Here is a 15,721-nt window from a genome sequence, read left to right as displayed (position 1 = left end):
ACCCCATTCATTTTTTGTCTAACTTCCGTTAAAATAGTTGAGAATTGTTTTCAATCACATATACCAAGGAGACTTATGATGTTAAAAAAGGCATTGTTAACACTCACCTGTATTGCGATGGCAACGTCCGCATTGGCAAAAGAGGTTACGATTCCCACGGCACGTGGTGATGTCACGTTAAGTGCGCCACCGGCGAAAATTGCAGTGTTTGATACCGGCAGTTTAGATACCTTGCAAGCCTTAGGCGTGAAAGTGGATGGCGCAGCAGATGTGGCAAAACTCCTTCCGTATTTAAAACCAACCTTGGCGTCGGCCAAAAATGTCGGCACCATTTTTGAGCCAAATCTGGAAGCCTTAAATGAACTAAAACCTGAGTTAATCATTGTCGGCACGCGTACAGCCAAAAAATTTGACGATGTCAGTGCCATTGCCAAAACCATTGATTTAACCGACAACGGCAATAAATTAGTGGAAAGCGGCATTCAACGCATTGACAGTTTCGGCCGTTTATTTGATAAACAAGCGGCTGCAGATAAGTTAAAAGGTGAATTGGAAACCTTATTAAAAGACACTAAAGCCGCCGTGAAAGACAAAGGCAACGGTTTAATTATTTTAGTCAACGGTGGCAAAATTTCCGCATTCGGTAGCGGTTATCGTTTAAGTTTTATTCATGATGAACTTGGCGTACCAATGGCGGATCCGAGCATTAAAGGTACCGGTCATGGCCAACCGGCGAGCTTTGAGTTTATTGAAAAAACCAATCCTGACTGGTTGTTTGTGTTAGATCGCATTTCTGCTATTGGCGAAGAAGGTAAAACCGCCAAAGACGTGTTGGATAATGAATTGGTTCGTCGCACTAAAGCCTGGAAAAACGGTAATGTCGTTTATCTCAGTAGCGCTTCCTACTTAGCGCCGGGCGGTGCGGAACAATTAAAAACGGACTTAAACGCGATTAAAACCGCTTTCGAGAAAAAATAATCATGCTTATCGTTCTCTCCGTTGTATCGCCTTCATGCCAAGCGGAGAGAACGTTTTTATTACTTAAAAAAACATCATGTCTGGAATTTTCACGTTAAATCGGATTAATTTTTTAATTCTTGTATTACTCGCCGCATTAAGTATTACCGTGGGCGTAGCCGATTTCCATTGGTCTCAATTTTTTTCTCAACCGGAACAAATGCAAGTCCTGCTAGTCAGTCGATTACCTCGTACCTTCGCCGTGATTTTAGTGGGAGCGACCCTTGGCGTAGCAGGCATGGTATTACAAATTGTCTTAAAAAATCGCTTTATTGAGCCGGGCATGATCGGCGCCAGTCAAAGCGCGGCATTGGGGATTTTATTAACCAGCCTATTATTTCCAAGCGCCGCCTTGCTTCTCAAAATGTCTGTCGCCACCGTCTCCGCACTCATCGGCATGGGCATTTTTACCTTATTGTTACAGCAATTACCGCCACATCAACGTCTCATGGTTCCGTTGGTGGGGATTGTGTTCGGCAATATTATTGAGGCGATGACCACCTTTCTTGCCTACGAAACAGACAGCTTACAAACCTTGTCCATTTGGTTTTCCGGCGATTTTTCCGGCATCTTGGCAGGACGTTATGAATTATTATGGCTCACCGCCGCCCTTGCTGTGGTGGTTTATATTATGGCCGATCGTCTGAGCATTACCGGACTGGGGAAAAATATCAGTACCGGCTTAGGGATTAATTATCGTCAAATGACGTGGTTTGCGTTAATTGTAGTGGCGATGATTACTGCGGTAGTCGTAGTCACCGTTGGGCAAATTCCCTTTATCGGCCTGGTTGTACCAAATATTATTTCCCGCTTAGCCGGTGACCGATTACGCCAAAATCTGCCTTCGGTTGTATTGCTCGGCGCCAATTTAGTCTTGATTTGCGACATTATAGGCCGAGTCATTAACGCACCTTATGAAGTACCGATTTCAACCATTTTCGGCATTGTCGGCACATTGATTTTCCTCTATTTGTTATTTAAGGGGAAAGCCAATGCAAAATAATCGCGTCATGTTATTACTCGGTGCCCTACTCACGTTTGCTTGCATCTTTTTTATGACCTATCACGCCAATGGTAACTGGGATTTCATTTTGCCGTTTCGTGGAAAAAAACTGTTGTTATTGCTGATAATGGCCTACACCATTGGCATATCTACATTGCTATTCCAAACCTTAACCAATAACCCGATTCTAACCCCCAGCATTTTAGGCTTTGACTCCTTATATTTATTGGTGCAAAGCATTTTAGTGTTTCTCTTCGGCGGAATTGGATTTACACAACTCAATGTGGCCGGCAAATTTGCCTTTGAAACCTTGCTTATGTTGCTTGGTGCACTCCTGTTATTCCGTACACTCAGCAAAAACAATAGCGATCTCGCCCGTATGATTTTGGTGGGGATTATTTTCGGCGTGCTTTTCCGTAGCGTGAATAACTTGCTACAACGCATGATCGACCCCAATGAATTCGCCGTGGCGCAAGGATCTTCCTTTGCCAGTTTTAACACGGTGAACCCAACCTTATTATGGATTGGTACTGTCATTACATTGGTCAGCGCCCTGTGGATTTGGCAACAACGTTTTAAATTAGATGTACTCTTACTGGGGCGTGAACGCGCTATCGGATTAGGCTTGGAATATCATCAGTTCAGCCGCCAATTACTCATTTGCTGCGCATTTTTAGTGTCAATTTCCACCGCACTTGTGGGACCGATTCTGTTTTTAGGCTTATTGGTTTGCGCCATCGTCAACGCCATCAGCCCGACCATGCACCACAGCATTCGCATCCCAATGACGTTTATGGTGTCGGCCATCACATTAGTAAGCGGTCAAGTCGTATTTGAACAGGTGATGAAGATGCAGGGGGTGCTTAGCGTAGTTATCGAATTTGTCGGTGGATTGGTGTTTATCTATTTGATGTTAAGACGGGCAAAATAAAGGAATTTCTTGTGATAAAAATTGAAAATATAACCTATAAAATCAATCAGGCGACGATTTTAAATAACATTAATCTCACCATCCCCAACGGTGGCATTACCGCATTGATCGGCGCTAATGGTGCCGGTAAATCCACGCTACTCTCTTTGGTTGCGCGCTTAAATCCGATTCAACAAGGGCAAATTTGGCTCAATGATATGGATATTGCCACCACGCCATCACGCACAATTGCGCAAAACCTGGCAATTCTGACCCAAGATAACGTGATTCATAGTCGTATTACGGTAAAAGATTTGTTAATTTTCGGCCGTTATCCGCACCATCAAGGGCGTCCAACGGAAGAAGACAATGCCATCATCCGCGATGCCTTACAACGTTTTGAATTAGCCCCCTTAGCTAATCGTTTTCTTAGCGAACTTTCCGGCGGTCAACGTCAACGCGCCCTGATTTCCATGACGTTCTGTCAAAAAACCGATCATGTGCTACTTGATGAGCCGTTAAATAATCTGGATATGTTCCACGCACGCGAGCTAATGCGCTTGCTACGTCAACTGACCGATGAACTGGCACTGACTACCGTTATGGTGGTGCATGACATCAATATGGCAGCCGCCTATGCTGATACCATTGTTGCCATGAAAAATGGTGAAATTGCTATGATCGGCACACCGGAAGAAATCATTACCCAAGAAAATTTAAAAACGGTATTTAATTTAGAGGCGGAAGTGTTGACCCATCAGAGGAAAAGACTGGTCGTACATCATATGTAGTAGATTATTTGAAAAGTGCGGTAGATTTTCATCCTGTTTAAAACAACCGAAAAATCCACCGCACTTTACTCTAAGGAAAAATCCTTATCTTTCGGCCTTTAATAACCCGGAAGAACCTTCCGAATAATCTTTCGGCTGATCGTCCGGCGTTGTCGGTGAAACCTCGCCGGTCACATCAAGCTTATGCTCTTGGAATAAGGCTTTGTCATCTAATTCAGGCAATAATTGAACAGAAGCGCCGGCAAAATGCTGATATAAATGTTGATAATCCTGCGCTAACGTTTTTAAGAGATTTGCGCTTTCCGCAAAATGTTTTTCAAGTTGTTGCTTTTGATTCTCTAATTGTGCTTTTAATTGGCGTAATTCCGTTTCGGTTTTCACCTGTTTTTTCACAGAACCTTTGGTAAAACGCAATAAAAAATACCCTATCGCGAATCCCACAACCAAACCAAGCAACGCGGCTCGCCACATTTCCGGTGTCCAAGATTGCATAAATCACTCCTTTATCATTGAATAGAAAAAAACCGCTATTATCATAGCTTGAACGTTTTTATATTTCTATGGGCAAGATCACATAACGATAATATTAAACGTACTGTTTTAGCCACGCTCTCAGTTTTTCCACATCCTCTTGCCATTCTTCGCTCAGTTGTTGGCACCAAAGGGCAATATTCTCCTGCCATTGTGCTGTCTCGGCATTTTGTGAGAGTGATGCAATTTCCTGCAAGCGTTTTAACCCAACGGAAGCCAATGCCCCTTTAATTTTATGCGCTAAGGCAAGCACATTAGCTTTCAATGCCGGATCCTGCAAATAGGCTTGATAGGCCTGCTGTAATTCAATGGCGTATCCTGCCATGGTGTGTTCAAATAGGGTGAGATTATCTTGCACAAATTTCACCCCCAGCATTTCCACCAATTCGCCCAACATTTTCGTGTCAAAATCGGCAGAAGCCTCAGGTTGCTTGGTGTCGGTGAGTTCAAATTGCGTGATTTCTTCGCCGAAATAATCGAACAGACACTGATTCAACTCATCTAACGACAGCGGTTTGTGAATGACATCATCCATGCCTTGCGCGACATATTCTTCTTTTTTCTGCACGACATTTGCCGTCAAGGCAATGAGCGGTGGCAGGAAATCATAAATGCCATTTTCGTAGTTTTGGCGTAAGTGATGGGCAATATCAAAGCCTGACATATCCGGCAACTGAATATCCAAAAACACCAAATCATAATAATTTTGCTCAAATTTTTCGATCGCCTGCGCACCGGTCATCGCGACATCAATTTGGTAACCCAATTTTTCCAGCAAGGATTTCGCCACCACCACATTCACTTCAATATCCTCCACCAACAAGATATTAAGCTTTAATGGCAACTTGCTGTCGTTTTCTGACGGACGAAAAGCCTCTTCTGCCTTAAACGTTAACAGAAAGGTGGATCCCTGCCCCATTTTGCTGGTAACGGTTAAATCGCCTCCCATTAATTGAGCTATGGCTTTGGACACCGATAACCCAATGCCGCTCCCCAAGGATTTATTACGGTTAGAACTCACTTGATAATATAGCTCGAAGATTTTTTCTAAATCGGCTTCACCAATGCCGATGCCCGTATCCGTCACGCGAATCGCAAATTCATTATTGGCAATTTGTTCAACCGATAAGGTTACGCTGCCTTGTTGGGTAAATTTCACTGCATTGGTAATCAAGTTCCATAAAATTTGATTTAACCGCACACCGTCCAACATCAACCAGTTTGGCAAGCTTGGCGGGCAATCTAAGTGAAATTCAAGACGTTTTTCTTCCACCATTAATACAGCGAAATTGCTAATGTCATTGAGCAAGGCATAAAAATCCGTTTCTTTGCGATGCAATTCAATGCGGCGGGCATCAATTTTTTCTAAATCGATAATATCGCTGAAAATATGCGACAAAGAAATCGCACTGCTATTGATGGTTTTTAAATAATTGCGTTGGCGTTCGGTGGGATGCTCTTCCAACAAAATGCGGCTTAATCCGATAATGCCGTTTAACGGGGTGCGCAACTCGTGGCTGATCGTTGTCATCAAGGTGGTTTTGTCGCGGCTAATTTTCTCCACTTTGTCTAACGCTGCCGACAAACGGCTTTCCACCAACAGCCGCTCTTTTACTTCACTTTTCAGTTCTGCAACAGAATGGGAAAGTGCCTGCCGGGAATATTCCAGCTTTTCTACCAATAACGTGAAAAAATAAATCACAAAAGGCGCTGAAATCATTCCGAATACGATCGAACGGAGCAAATCCTGCCAGTAGATTTTTCCGACAAAAATCAGGCTGAGCACCATTTGGGTACACAACGCCAAAATCGCCAAAATCATCACGCCTAACAGCGAGAAACGGATTTTCCCTAAACGAACGACCCACTCCACATAGCGATGGGCAAAACTGCCAAAATGTTTGATTTTTTTCATAAGATCCCGTTACCTCAAATAATGCGCATTGTACCTGAATTGCACCATTTACGCGGAAAAGTTTTCTCATCACACACAAGTGCGGTCAAAAAACACCGTATATTTCGACCGCACTTTTCTGCCAGCAGCACGCAATTCTTCCTAACAAAAGCACGAAAAATCAAGTAGAATACGGCAATTCTATTTTGCTGCAAAAAAGGATGAGACCATGGCGCGCAAACCGGCTGAGAAAAATGAACCGGATTTTGAAAATACGTTAAAACAACTGGAAGAAATCGTCTCCCGTTTGGAAAATAACGACCTTTCTCTTGAAGAGGCATTAAAAGATTTTGAACAAGGCATCAAACTGGCTCAGTTAGGTCAAGAACGCTTACAGCAAGCGGAACAGCACATCCAAATTTTGTTACAAAAAAACGAAAGTGCCAAACTTAGCGATTATCAAGCGGAAGAATAACGGGGCGGTAATGTATCAGTTCTCAGAAGATTTACAGCAAGTTCAGCAGCGAATTAATCACTTTTTAGCAGAGCAATTTGCCCACCTTGATAGCGCGCCCGCGCCTTTAGCTGACGCCATGAAATATGGCTTATTGTTGGGTGGAAAACGCATTCGCCCCTTTTTAGTTTATGCCACCGGCAGAATGCTCGGTGCCGATTTAGCGCAGCTTGATTATGCGGCAGCCGCCATTGAAGCCATTCATGCTTATTCATTGATTCATGATGATTTGCCTGCCATGGACGACGATGAATTGCGTCGCGGCCATAAAACTTGCCACATTGCGTTTGACGAAGCCACCGCGATTTTAGCCGGTGATGCATTGCAAGCCTTTGCCTTTGAGATTTTAACGGATATTCCAACGCTATCAGCGGAACAAAAGCTGGCGCTCATTAAAACCTTAAGTGCCGCCTCCGGTGTCAAAGGCATGTGCTTGGGACAAAGTTTAGATTTAATATCAGAACACAAAGTCATCAGCCTGCAAGAATTAGAACACATCCATTTAAATAAAACCGGTGCCTTGCTCACTGCAGCGCTCACTATGGGCTTTATTTGCTCGCCTCATTTTGCAGACAAGGCTTTAGCACAACAGCTGGAACGCTACGCCACGGCAATTGGGCTCGCCTTCCAAGTACAAGATGATATTTTAGACATTGAGGGCGACAGCGAAACCATCGGCAAAACGGTCGGCTCCGACTTGACGGCTGATAAAAGCACTTATCCGAAATTATTGGGGCTGGAAGGTGCCAAACAAAAAGCACAAGAACTTTACGAAATGGCATTAGCCGAACTCAAAGATTTACCTTTTGATACCACCGCACTTTATGCGTTGGCGGAATTTATCATTAAACGAAAAAGCTAATCTCTCCCAAAGTGCGGTGGAAATTAGACCTGTTTTTAACGTAGTGATAGATAAATTTTAACGTTGGATTGATTAACCCTTATGCAAAACTACCCCCTTTTATCCTTGATTAATTCGCCTGAAGATTTACGCTTGTTAAACAAAGAACAACTCCCTCAAGTGTGTCGAGAGCTACGCGAATATTTGCTGGAATCGGTGAGCCAAAGTAGCGGACATTTAGCGTCCGGTTTAGGCACGGTGGAACTTACCGTTGCGCTGCATTATGTCTTTAAAACGCCTTTCGATCAGTTAATTTGGGATGTGGGCCATCAAGCCTATCCGCATAAAATCTTAACCGGTCGTCGTGACCAAATGTCCACCATTCGCCAAAAAGGCGGGTTACACCCCTTCCCTTGGCGTGGTGAAAGCGAGTTTGACGTGTTAAGCGTAGGGCACTCCTCTACATCGATCAGCGCGGGATTAGGCATTGCTATTGCTGCCGAACGGGAAAATGCCGGAAGACAAACGGTTTGTGTTATTGGTGATGGCGCCATTACGGCAGGTATGGCATTTGAGGCATTAAATCATGCCGGTGCATTGCACACCAATATGTTGGTGATTTTAAATGATAACGAAATGTCTATTTCGGAAAATGTCGGCGCGTTAAACAACCACCTTGCCCGAATTTTCTCCGGTTCGTTCTACTCTACCGTGCGTGACGGTAGCAAAAAAATTCTCGATAAAGTGCCGACGGTGAAAAACTTTATGAAAAAAACCGAAGAACACATGAAAGGCGTGATGTTCTCACCGGAAAGTACCTTATTCGAAGAATTGGGTTTCAACTATATTGGCCCTATCGACGGACACAATATTGATGAATTAATCGCGACATTGAGCAATATGCGAGATCTAAAAGGCCCTCAATTACTCCACATAAAAACCAAGAAAGGCAAAGGCTATACACCGGCAGAAAACGATCCTATCGGTTTCCATGGCGTGCCAAAATTCGACCATTTAAGCGGTCAGTTACCTAAATCGAATGCCACCCCAACCTATTCCAAAATTTTCGGCGATTGGTTGTGTGAAATGGCAGAACGAGATCCAAAACTTATCGGGATCACCCCGGCAATGCGCGAAGGTTCCGGCATGGTGGAATTTTCTCAACGTTTCCCACAACAGTATTTTGATGTGGCGATTGCTGAACAACACGCAGTAACCTTTGCTGCCGGTTTAGCGATTGGTGGCTACAAGCCTGTGGTCGCGATTTATTCAACTTTCTTGCAACGCGCTTATGACCAACTGATTCATGATGTCGCCATTCAAGATCTGCCGATTCTCTTCGCTATTGACCGTGCCGGCATTGTCGGTGCCGATGGTCAAACTCACCAAGGTGCATTTGATATCAGTTTCATGCGCTGTATTCCAAATCTTATCATCATGACACCAAGCGATGAAAATGAATGCCGCCAAATGCTTTATACCGGCTATCATTGTGGCAAACCTGCTGCCGTGCGTTATCCACGCGGAAATGCCGTAGGCGTTACCCTAGAACCGTTACACCCCTTGGAATTGGGGAAATCAAAGCGTGTTCGTGAAGGTAAAAAAATTGCCATTTTAAATTTTGGTACGCTTTTACCAAATGCCTTGATTGCCGCGGAAAAACTGGATGCCACCGTGATTGATATGCGGTTTGTGAAACCGTTGGATGTCGCCCGTATTAACGAGATTGCCAACAGCCATGAACTCATGGTGACATTAGAAGAAAATGCGATTCAAGGCGGTGCCGGAAGTGCGGTAGCGGAAGTATTGAATCAGCAGCAACACCAAGTGAAATTGTTGCAATTAGGCTTACCGGATTTCTTTATCCCTCAAGGATCGCAAGCAGAAACGCTCACCGATTTAAAATTAGACGCTGCTGGGATTGAACAGCAAATCGTGGATTTTCTGGCTGAGAAATAGCACTCCCAATCAAAAACGACAGAGGATTCAACCCTCTGTCGTTTTTCTTTTTGGTCGCTATTAAAAAAAGCAAAGAAATTTTCGCTTTTCGTTGAACTATTTTTCAGATATTCAGTCTTAACAAATGCTAGTGCGCTGCAAATGCAGTCGTCTTTTAACGTTTTCTTATATTTAAGACCTCCCCGCTATTCAGAAATTGGATAGCGGTTTTTTCTTTTTTGGGAAAAGGGAACAAGGAAAAGGAAAAAGTGCGGTCGATTTCTGACGTATTTTACGCCAAGTCAAGGAACAATAACAATCCGCACGTAAAACGTGCGGTTTTTAGGCTCCCTATAAGGGTCTATACTTCACAAGCCTCTCAAGGGGATTGTGAAAACCGGTAACTGTGTTTATTTTCATATCACTATTTTAGTGAATCGTAGCGTGCAACTTGTTGCACGAAATCATGAATGCCCGAAAGCGTTAAATAACGTTCCGTGCGTACTTTGGTCGTGCATCAAGATGCACGCTACTAGGGGTTAAATAATCGTCCTATATGTTGAATTTTGGTTGTCAGTCTTGTTCATTATATAGCGAGGATTTTTTCTGTTCATCGCTTAAGCTATTTGGATCCATACGCATAGCGTATGGCTTTTATAGCCAGACTTTGGCTGGCTATAATAAAAAGTGAATTGTAGCGTGCAACTTGTTGCACGAAATCGTGAATTACGCATCAAGGTTAATCTTTTAATCATTCGTGCAACAAGTTGCACGCTACGAGGGGTAAATAATCCTCCTATATGCTGAATTTTGGTTGTCAGCCTTGTTCATTATATCGCGAGGATTTTTTCTGTTCATCGCTTAAGCTATTTAACTCCATACGCATAGCGTATGGTTTTTATAGCCAGACTTTGGCTGGCTATAATAAAAAAGCCATTAATACAGTATTAATGGCTTATTAATGTTGAATTTTTGAGTTTGCGCTTATCGGCTGCCTTCTTCAATCACACGTGGAAACAGAATATTATTTTCCGTATGAATGTGCATCATTAAATCATCCATAAATTCTTTAATGCCGCTATAGAGTGCGCGCCAAGTATTGCAAGCATCTGCCGGTGGCGTTAAGTTATTGGTCAAGGCTTTTAGCACCTCTAAATGTTCGCCATGTTCAGCATGTTCATGTTCCATCACCTGAATCGGCATTCTTGCCATGGCGTAATTGCCCATTTTGATCATTGGAAATAAAATTTGCTCTTCTTTCATCATATGGCTACTTAAATCGGCATAAACATTGTGTAATTCAGCTGCCACACCGACCGGGCAATCATCACGATCACCATGTACAGATTCTACGCGTTCAGCCAGTACAATAAGCTCTTGTAGCTGAGCACGATGACGCTCATGATAACGATGAATAATATGATCGATGATCTCGGCATAAGGTGCAGTCAACCAACGTTGCTCATCATCTTGCTGTTTGCTCTCTTGTAGTTCGGTTAAACGCGCTTCGATTTCTGCTAAATTTAAATTTTTCTCGGCAACCGCAGCACCCAAGGTATCCGCACCACCACAACAAAAATCTAAATCATATTCACGTAAAAGTGCGGTAGATCCCGGAATTGAAATCGCAATTTCACTTAATTTTTTATCGGCAAAAGACATTCTAATTTCCCCCATAATGTGTTAATAACAAAAAACCTAGTAAAATAGTAAACTATCCTCTAAAAAGATAAAGGGCTTTTTTAAAAAAATTTGTTTTATATGATTCAGGTCAAAGGTCATACCTTAAAATGGGAAGACGGGAAAAGTCGAAAAGCGGTATCCTAAATAGCATCACTTTACAAGGAAACACCATGAACCGTTTATTGACCACGCTATTTGCCGTCTGGCTACCTCTTTCAACCCTTGCCTTAGAAAAAGAAGCTCGTGAAATGCCGAAAGGCGGAATTGATAAAGCCCTATTGGGACAAATTTTATTTTTTGACAATAACCTTTCTTTTCATGGTAATCAAAGCTGCTCCAGTTGTCACAGCCCGGATACCGCTTTTGTTGACTTACGGGAAAACAGTGCAGACAAAATGGTCTCCCAAGGCGATGATCCAAAACTGTTCGGCACACGCAATGCACCAACCATGCTTTATGCCAGCTACGCGCCCGAATTTCATTATGATGAAAAAATTCAAGATTATGTAGGAGGTCAATTCTGGGACGGGCGTGCCAAGAACGTCGCCGAACAAGCCGGTGGCCCCCCAATCAATCCGGTGGAAATGGGGATGCCGGACAAACTTTCTGTGGCTAAACGGATCTACAATACACCGATGTATTTCATGCTCTTAACCCAACATTATGGCGAAGCCACGTGGGATAGCGTAGATAGCGTTTATGCTGCGATGGAAGATGCTCTTGCCGTATTCCAAAAAGAAAAACGCTTATTACACCCTTTTGATAGCAAATACGACAAATCGTTGCAGGGCAAATATGCGATGACTGCGCAAGAAAAGCGCGGTCAGCAGTTATTCTTTGATAACACCAAAACCAACTGCAGCAACTGCCACCAAGCGCAGCATGCCGAACACAAAGAGGAAACCTTCACCAACTATCGCTACTACAACATGGGTGTACCGAAAAATCAGCGTTTAATCGCGCATAATCAGCTCAGCCAGGATTTTATCGATAACGGCTTGTTGGATAACCCAATGGTCAAAGGCGATCAACGCCAAAAAGGCAAATTCAAAGTGCCGACCCTGCGCAACATTGCCGTCACCGCACCGTATATGCACAACGGCGTGTTTAAACATTTGCGCACCGTGTTGGAATATTTCGATCATTTCAACAACCCGGCACGTAAACTCAACCCTGAAACCCAGCAACCTTGGGACGCACCAGAATATGCTGCGACAATGAATCAGGACGATCTTAAGGCGCCAGCGTTAAGCGATGAACAACTAGACGACCTTGAAGCCTTTTTGAAAACCTTAACAGATGAACGCTACGAAACGTTGCTGAGACAATCTGAAAAACGCCCGTCAAAATGACCGCACTTTTCGCGCTTTACCTTGACAGGCACTTAGTCGGCATGAAACGCCTCGATACTGGGAAGACTAACTCAAAATTGAGGCGATTAATCTCTTCCGCTTGTTCACACTACTAACCGTTGGCGGACGATTTCAAACAAACAAACACCGGTCGCCACGGAGACATTGAGAGAAGAAACCGAACCGGCCATTGGAATGCTGATGAGTTGATCGCAATGCTCACGGGTTAAGCGACGCATGCCTTCGCCTTCTGCTCCCATGACCAATGCCAAGGCACCGGTGAGCTTGGTTTGATAGAGGGTTTCGGTGGCTTCACCGGCGGTGCCAACAACCCATACATTGTGTCGCTCTTGTAGATCACGTAACGTGCGGGCAAGGTTAGTCACTCGAATAAGCGGTACATTTTCTGCTGCGCCACACGCCACTTTTCGCGCGGTAGAATTAAGTTGGGCAGATTTATCTTTTGGTACAATCACCGCACTTACGCCCGCTGCATCTGCCGTTCGCAAACAAGCGCCTAAGTTATGTGGATCTGTCACACCATCCAAAACTAATAATAAAGGCGCGTTTTGAGTTTCTAATAAACGATCCAAATCATGCTCATTTAATTCAGGTAACGGGTGCACTCGCGCAATAATGCCTTGGTGCACTTCGCCTTCCGCTTTTTTATCCAAGGTTTGGCGATTTAAAAATTGAACGGAAATGCCAAGTCGTTGAATTTCATTAATCAAAGACTGTAAACGTTGGTCGTCTCTGCCTTTTAATGCTAACACTTCAATTAAACGTTCCGGGTGATTGGAGACAAACGCTTTGACTGCGTGGATACCATAAATTGTTTCACTCATGTTTTTTCTTTACCTTTTTCGTTTTGGCGGCTTTGGGGTTCATTTTAGAAACGTGACTTTTTTTGACCGCACTTTTGTTTATTTTTGCCTTTTTGTTTGTTGTTTTCTTGGGCGCTTTAACTTCCGCTTTCTTGGCTTTCGTTCGTGCCGTTTTGCCACTACGTCTTGGCTTACGTTCACTTGAAATTAAAGAAAAATCAATTTGTTTTTGCTCCAAACTCACCGCTTCTACACGCACTTTCACCGCATCACCGATACGGAAAATCACGCCGCTATTTTCACCAATAAGGCGTTGTTTCGGCATGTCGAATAAGTAGTAGTCATTCGCCAAACCGGAAATATGCACTAAGCCATCGATAAACAGATCATTCAAACGGACAAAGAAGCCGAAACCGGTCACGGAAGAAATAACACCGTCAAATTCTTCGCCCACATGATCTTGCATGTATTCGCATTTTAGCCAATCGGCGACTTCACGGGTGGCATCATCGGCACGGCGCTCCGTCGAAGAACAATGCGCGCCAAAGAGATCCATTTCTTCAAGTTGATAATGATATCCGCCGGTGTCGGTCGTTTTACGTTTAGAACCCTTTTGTTTCGCCAATAAATATTTGATGCCACGATGTAACGTCAAATCGGGATAACGGCGAATCGGCGAGGTGAAATGGGCGTATTCTTCTAGTGCCAAACCAAAGTGCCCGATGTTGTCGGCGCTATAAACCGCTTGGCTCATAGAACGTAGCAACATGGTTTGAATTAATTCGTGATCCGGACGTGGTTTAATCTGTTCAAGTAACTGTGCGTAATCCATCGGTGTCGGTTTATTCCCACCGGATAGGCTCAAGCCACATTCAGCCAAGAAACTGCGAAATGCCGTGAGTTTTTCTTCACTTGGTACGGCATGAATGCGGTATAGCGCCGGTTCTTGATGTTTTTCCATGAAGTTGGCAGACGCAATGTTTGCCAAAATCATGCATTCTTCAATGATTTTATGGGCATCGTTACGCACGACCGGCTCAATCCGTTCAATGCGACCTAATGCATTGAAAATAAATTTGCTTTCAATGGTTTCAAATTCGATGGCACCGCGCTGTTGCCGTGCTTTCACCAATGCCTGATACATGTCGTGCAGATCTTGCAAATGAGGCACTAACGAGGCATAACGTTCACAAAGTGCGGTGTCTTTTTCCAATATTTTTGCCACTTTGTTATAAGTTAAACGGGCGTGGGAATTCATCACTGCTTCGTAAAATTGATAGTCTGTCATCTTACCTTTGGCAGAGATCGTGATTTCACATACCATGCATAAGCGATCTACTTGTGGATTTAACGAACATAAACCGTTGGAGAGTTTTTCCGGCAACATCGGCACGACGCGATTCGGGAAATAGACGGAATTGCCTCGATTATAGGCTTCCGTGTCCAACGCGCTTTTCGGTCTAACGTAATAGCTCACATCGGCAATGGCCACCCAAAGCTTCCAGCCTTTGCCTTGTTTTTGGCAAAATACCGCATCGTCAAAATCGCGTGCATCTTCGCCGTCAATAGTCACTAACGGCAAGTCACGCAAATCTACACGACCACGCTTAGCTTCCTCAGGCACGTCTTCAACCCATTTTTTAAGTTGTTTTTCCACCGCACTTGGGAAACTGTGGGGAATATCATGCTTACGAATGGCAATTTCCACTTCCATGCCTTTCGCCATGTTGTCCCCAAGTACTTCGGTGATTTTGCCGATAGGTTGGAAAAACGGCGCTGTGCGCGGATGGAGTTCCACCACAACAACTTGCCCCATACGCGCACCAAGACGGGCGTTATCGGGGATTAAAATATCGCGTGTAATACGGCTGTCGTCCGGCATCACATAGCCAATGCCTTGTTCGATAAAAAAACGACCGACAATTTGCTTTTTATTGGCTTCTAATACGCGCACAATGCGGACTTCCGGACGACCTTTACGGTCAAATCCATTAGGTTGCGCCAACACATAATCGCCGTGCATGACTTTCTGCATTTGCACGTTGGGAATAAAAAAGTCTTCTTTTTTTCCTTCCACTTGTAAAAAACCGAAGCCTTCTCGATGGCCAATCACCATGCCTTTAAGCAAATCCAGTTTTTCCGGCAGGGCATAACATTTGCGTTTGGTGAACACTAACTGACCGTCATTTTCCATGGCGCGTAAACGACGGCGCATGGCTTCTTGTCGTGTCTCGTCAGTGATGCCCAGCGCAACAAAAATTTCTTCTTTCGTCATGGGCGCATTATGCGTGCGGATAATCTGCAAAATAAACTCTCGACTGGGAATGGGGTTGTCGTATTTGGCTAATTCTTTTGCATAATTCGGATCTTGAGGAGGGGATTTTTTGGCCATGGTATTTTAATTTATCGAAATGAAAGTGCGG

At 43.9% G+C, this 15,721-nt stretch carries 13 protein-coding genes; 8 read left to right on the top strand and 5 right to left on the bottom strand.

Features of this window, described 5'->3' with window-relative positions; all coding sequences use genetic code 11:
* Window positions 1–78 precede the first annotated feature (78 nt).
* The 4 genes from AC30SF_RS02460 (at window position 79) to AC30SF_RS02445 (ending at window position 3,721) form a co-directional block, all read left to right on the top strand.
* Window positions 79–978, top strand: a complete 900-nt coding sequence (locus AC30SF_RS02460) for a siderophore ABC transporter substrate-binding protein (RefSeq protein ID WP_489608302.1) — start codon at window positions 79–81, stop codon at window positions 976–978.
* A gap of 76 nt (window positions 979–1,054) precedes the next feature.
* The gene (locus tag AC30SF_RS02455) at window positions 1,055–2,020 is read left to right on the top strand and encodes an ABC transporter permease (protein WP_048750275.1); all 966 of its coding nucleotides are present in this window, start codon (window positions 1,055–1,057) and stop codon (window positions 2,018–2,020) included.
* Complete coding sequence (locus AC30SF_RS02450) at window positions 2,010–2,951, top strand: iron chelate uptake ABC transporter family permease subunit (RefSeq protein ID WP_489607456.1); 942 nt, start codon at window positions 2,010–2,012, stop codon at window positions 2,949–2,951. Before AC30SF_RS02455 ends, AC30SF_RS02450 begins: the two co-directional genes overlap by 11 nt.
* An 11-nt stretch (window positions 2,952–2,962) precedes the next feature.
* Window positions 2,963–3,721 carry an iron ABC transporter ATP-binding protein gene (locus AC30SF_RS02445; protein ID WP_489607455.1) on the top strand — a complete coding sequence of 253 codons (759 nt, stop codon included), beginning with the start codon at window positions 2,963–2,965 and terminating at the stop codon, window positions 3,719–3,721.
* Window positions 3,722–3,805: 84 nt separating this feature from the next.
* Here AC30SF_RS02445 and AC30SF_RS02440 read toward each other — a convergent pair whose 3' ends face one another.
* Together AC30SF_RS02440 and AC30SF_RS02435 are read right to left on the bottom strand one after the other, a co-directional pair.
* Window positions 3,806–4,213 carry a Z-ring associated ZapG family protein gene (locus AC30SF_RS02440; RefSeq protein ID WP_489607454.1) on the bottom strand — a complete coding sequence of 136 codons (408 nt, stop codon included), beginning with the start codon at window positions 4,211–4,213 and terminating at the stop codon, window positions 3,806–3,808.
* 94 nt (window positions 4,214–4,307) lie between these two features.
* Window positions 4,308–6,167: an ATP-binding protein gene (locus AC30SF_RS02435; protein ID WP_489607453.1), complete on the bottom strand. Its 1,860-nt coding sequence runs from the start codon at window positions 6,165–6,167 to the stop codon at window positions 4,308–4,310.
* Between the two features lie 208 nt (window positions 6,168–6,375).
* On the opposite strand from AC30SF_RS02435, the gene xseB reads away from it, so the two are divergent.
* The 3 genes from xseB to dxs all read left to right on the top strand — a co-directional run bounded on the left by xseB (window position 6,376) and on the right by dxs (window position 9,460).
* Window positions 6,376–6,621 (top strand): exodeoxyribonuclease VII small subunit, encoded by a 246-nt coding sequence (gene xseB, locus AC30SF_RS02430; RefSeq protein WP_021615675.1) that lies wholly within the window; start codon window positions 6,376–6,378, stop codon window positions 6,619–6,621.
* A 10-nt stretch (window positions 6,622–6,631) separates the two neighbouring features.
* Entirely contained in the window at window positions 6,632–7,522 is an 891-nt protein-coding gene (ispA, locus tag AC30SF_RS02425) for a (2E,6E)-farnesyl diphosphate synthase (RefSeq protein WP_489607452.1), read from the top strand.
* Window positions 7,523–7,603: 81 nt separating this feature from the next.
* On the top strand, window positions 7,604–9,460 hold the full coding sequence (dxs, locus tag AC30SF_RS02420; protein WP_489607451.1) for a 1-deoxy-D-xylulose-5-phosphate synthase: 1,857 nt from the start codon (window positions 7,604–7,606) through the stop codon (window positions 9,458–9,460).
* Window positions 9,461–10,423: 963 nt separating this feature from the next.
* Here the strand turns inward: dxs and ytfE are convergent.
* Window positions 10,424–11,101, bottom strand: coding sequence for an iron-sulfur cluster repair protein YtfE (gene ytfE / locus AC30SF_RS02415; protein ID WP_209363092.1), 678 nt, complete (start codon window positions 11,099–11,101; stop codon window positions 10,424–10,426).
* Between the two features lie 191 nt (window positions 11,102–11,292).
* Here ytfE and AC30SF_RS02410 point away from each other — a divergent pair, with 191 nt between their 5' ends.
* Window positions 11,293–12,474, top strand: coding sequence for a cytochrome-c peroxidase (locus tag AC30SF_RS02410; protein ID WP_297929765.1), 1,182 nt, complete (start codon window positions 11,293–11,295; stop codon window positions 12,472–12,474).
* A gap of 104 nt (window positions 12,475–12,578) precedes the next feature.
* Here AC30SF_RS02410 and rlmB read toward each other — a convergent pair whose 3' ends face one another.
* Both rlmB and rnr read right to left on the bottom strand, forming a co-directional pair.
* Window positions 12,579–13,319: a 23S rRNA (guanosine(2251)-2'-O)-methyltransferase RlmB gene (gene rlmB / locus AC30SF_RS02405; protein WP_489607450.1), complete on the bottom strand. Its 741-nt coding sequence runs from the start codon at window positions 13,317–13,319 to the stop codon at window positions 12,579–12,581.
* A complete protein-coding gene (gene rnr, locus AC30SF_RS02400; protein ID WP_489607449.1) occupies window positions 13,312–15,690 on the bottom strand; it encodes a ribonuclease R in 2,379 nt (792 codons plus the stop codon). Before rnr ends, rlmB begins: the two co-directional genes overlap by 8 nt.
* Window positions 15,691–15,721 lie beyond the last annotated feature (31 nt).

The organism is Aggregatibacter valvarum, assembly GCF_980468985.1.
Note: the sequence above shows the minus strand (reverse complement) of the source record. Positions and strands in the feature narration are given on the sequence as shown.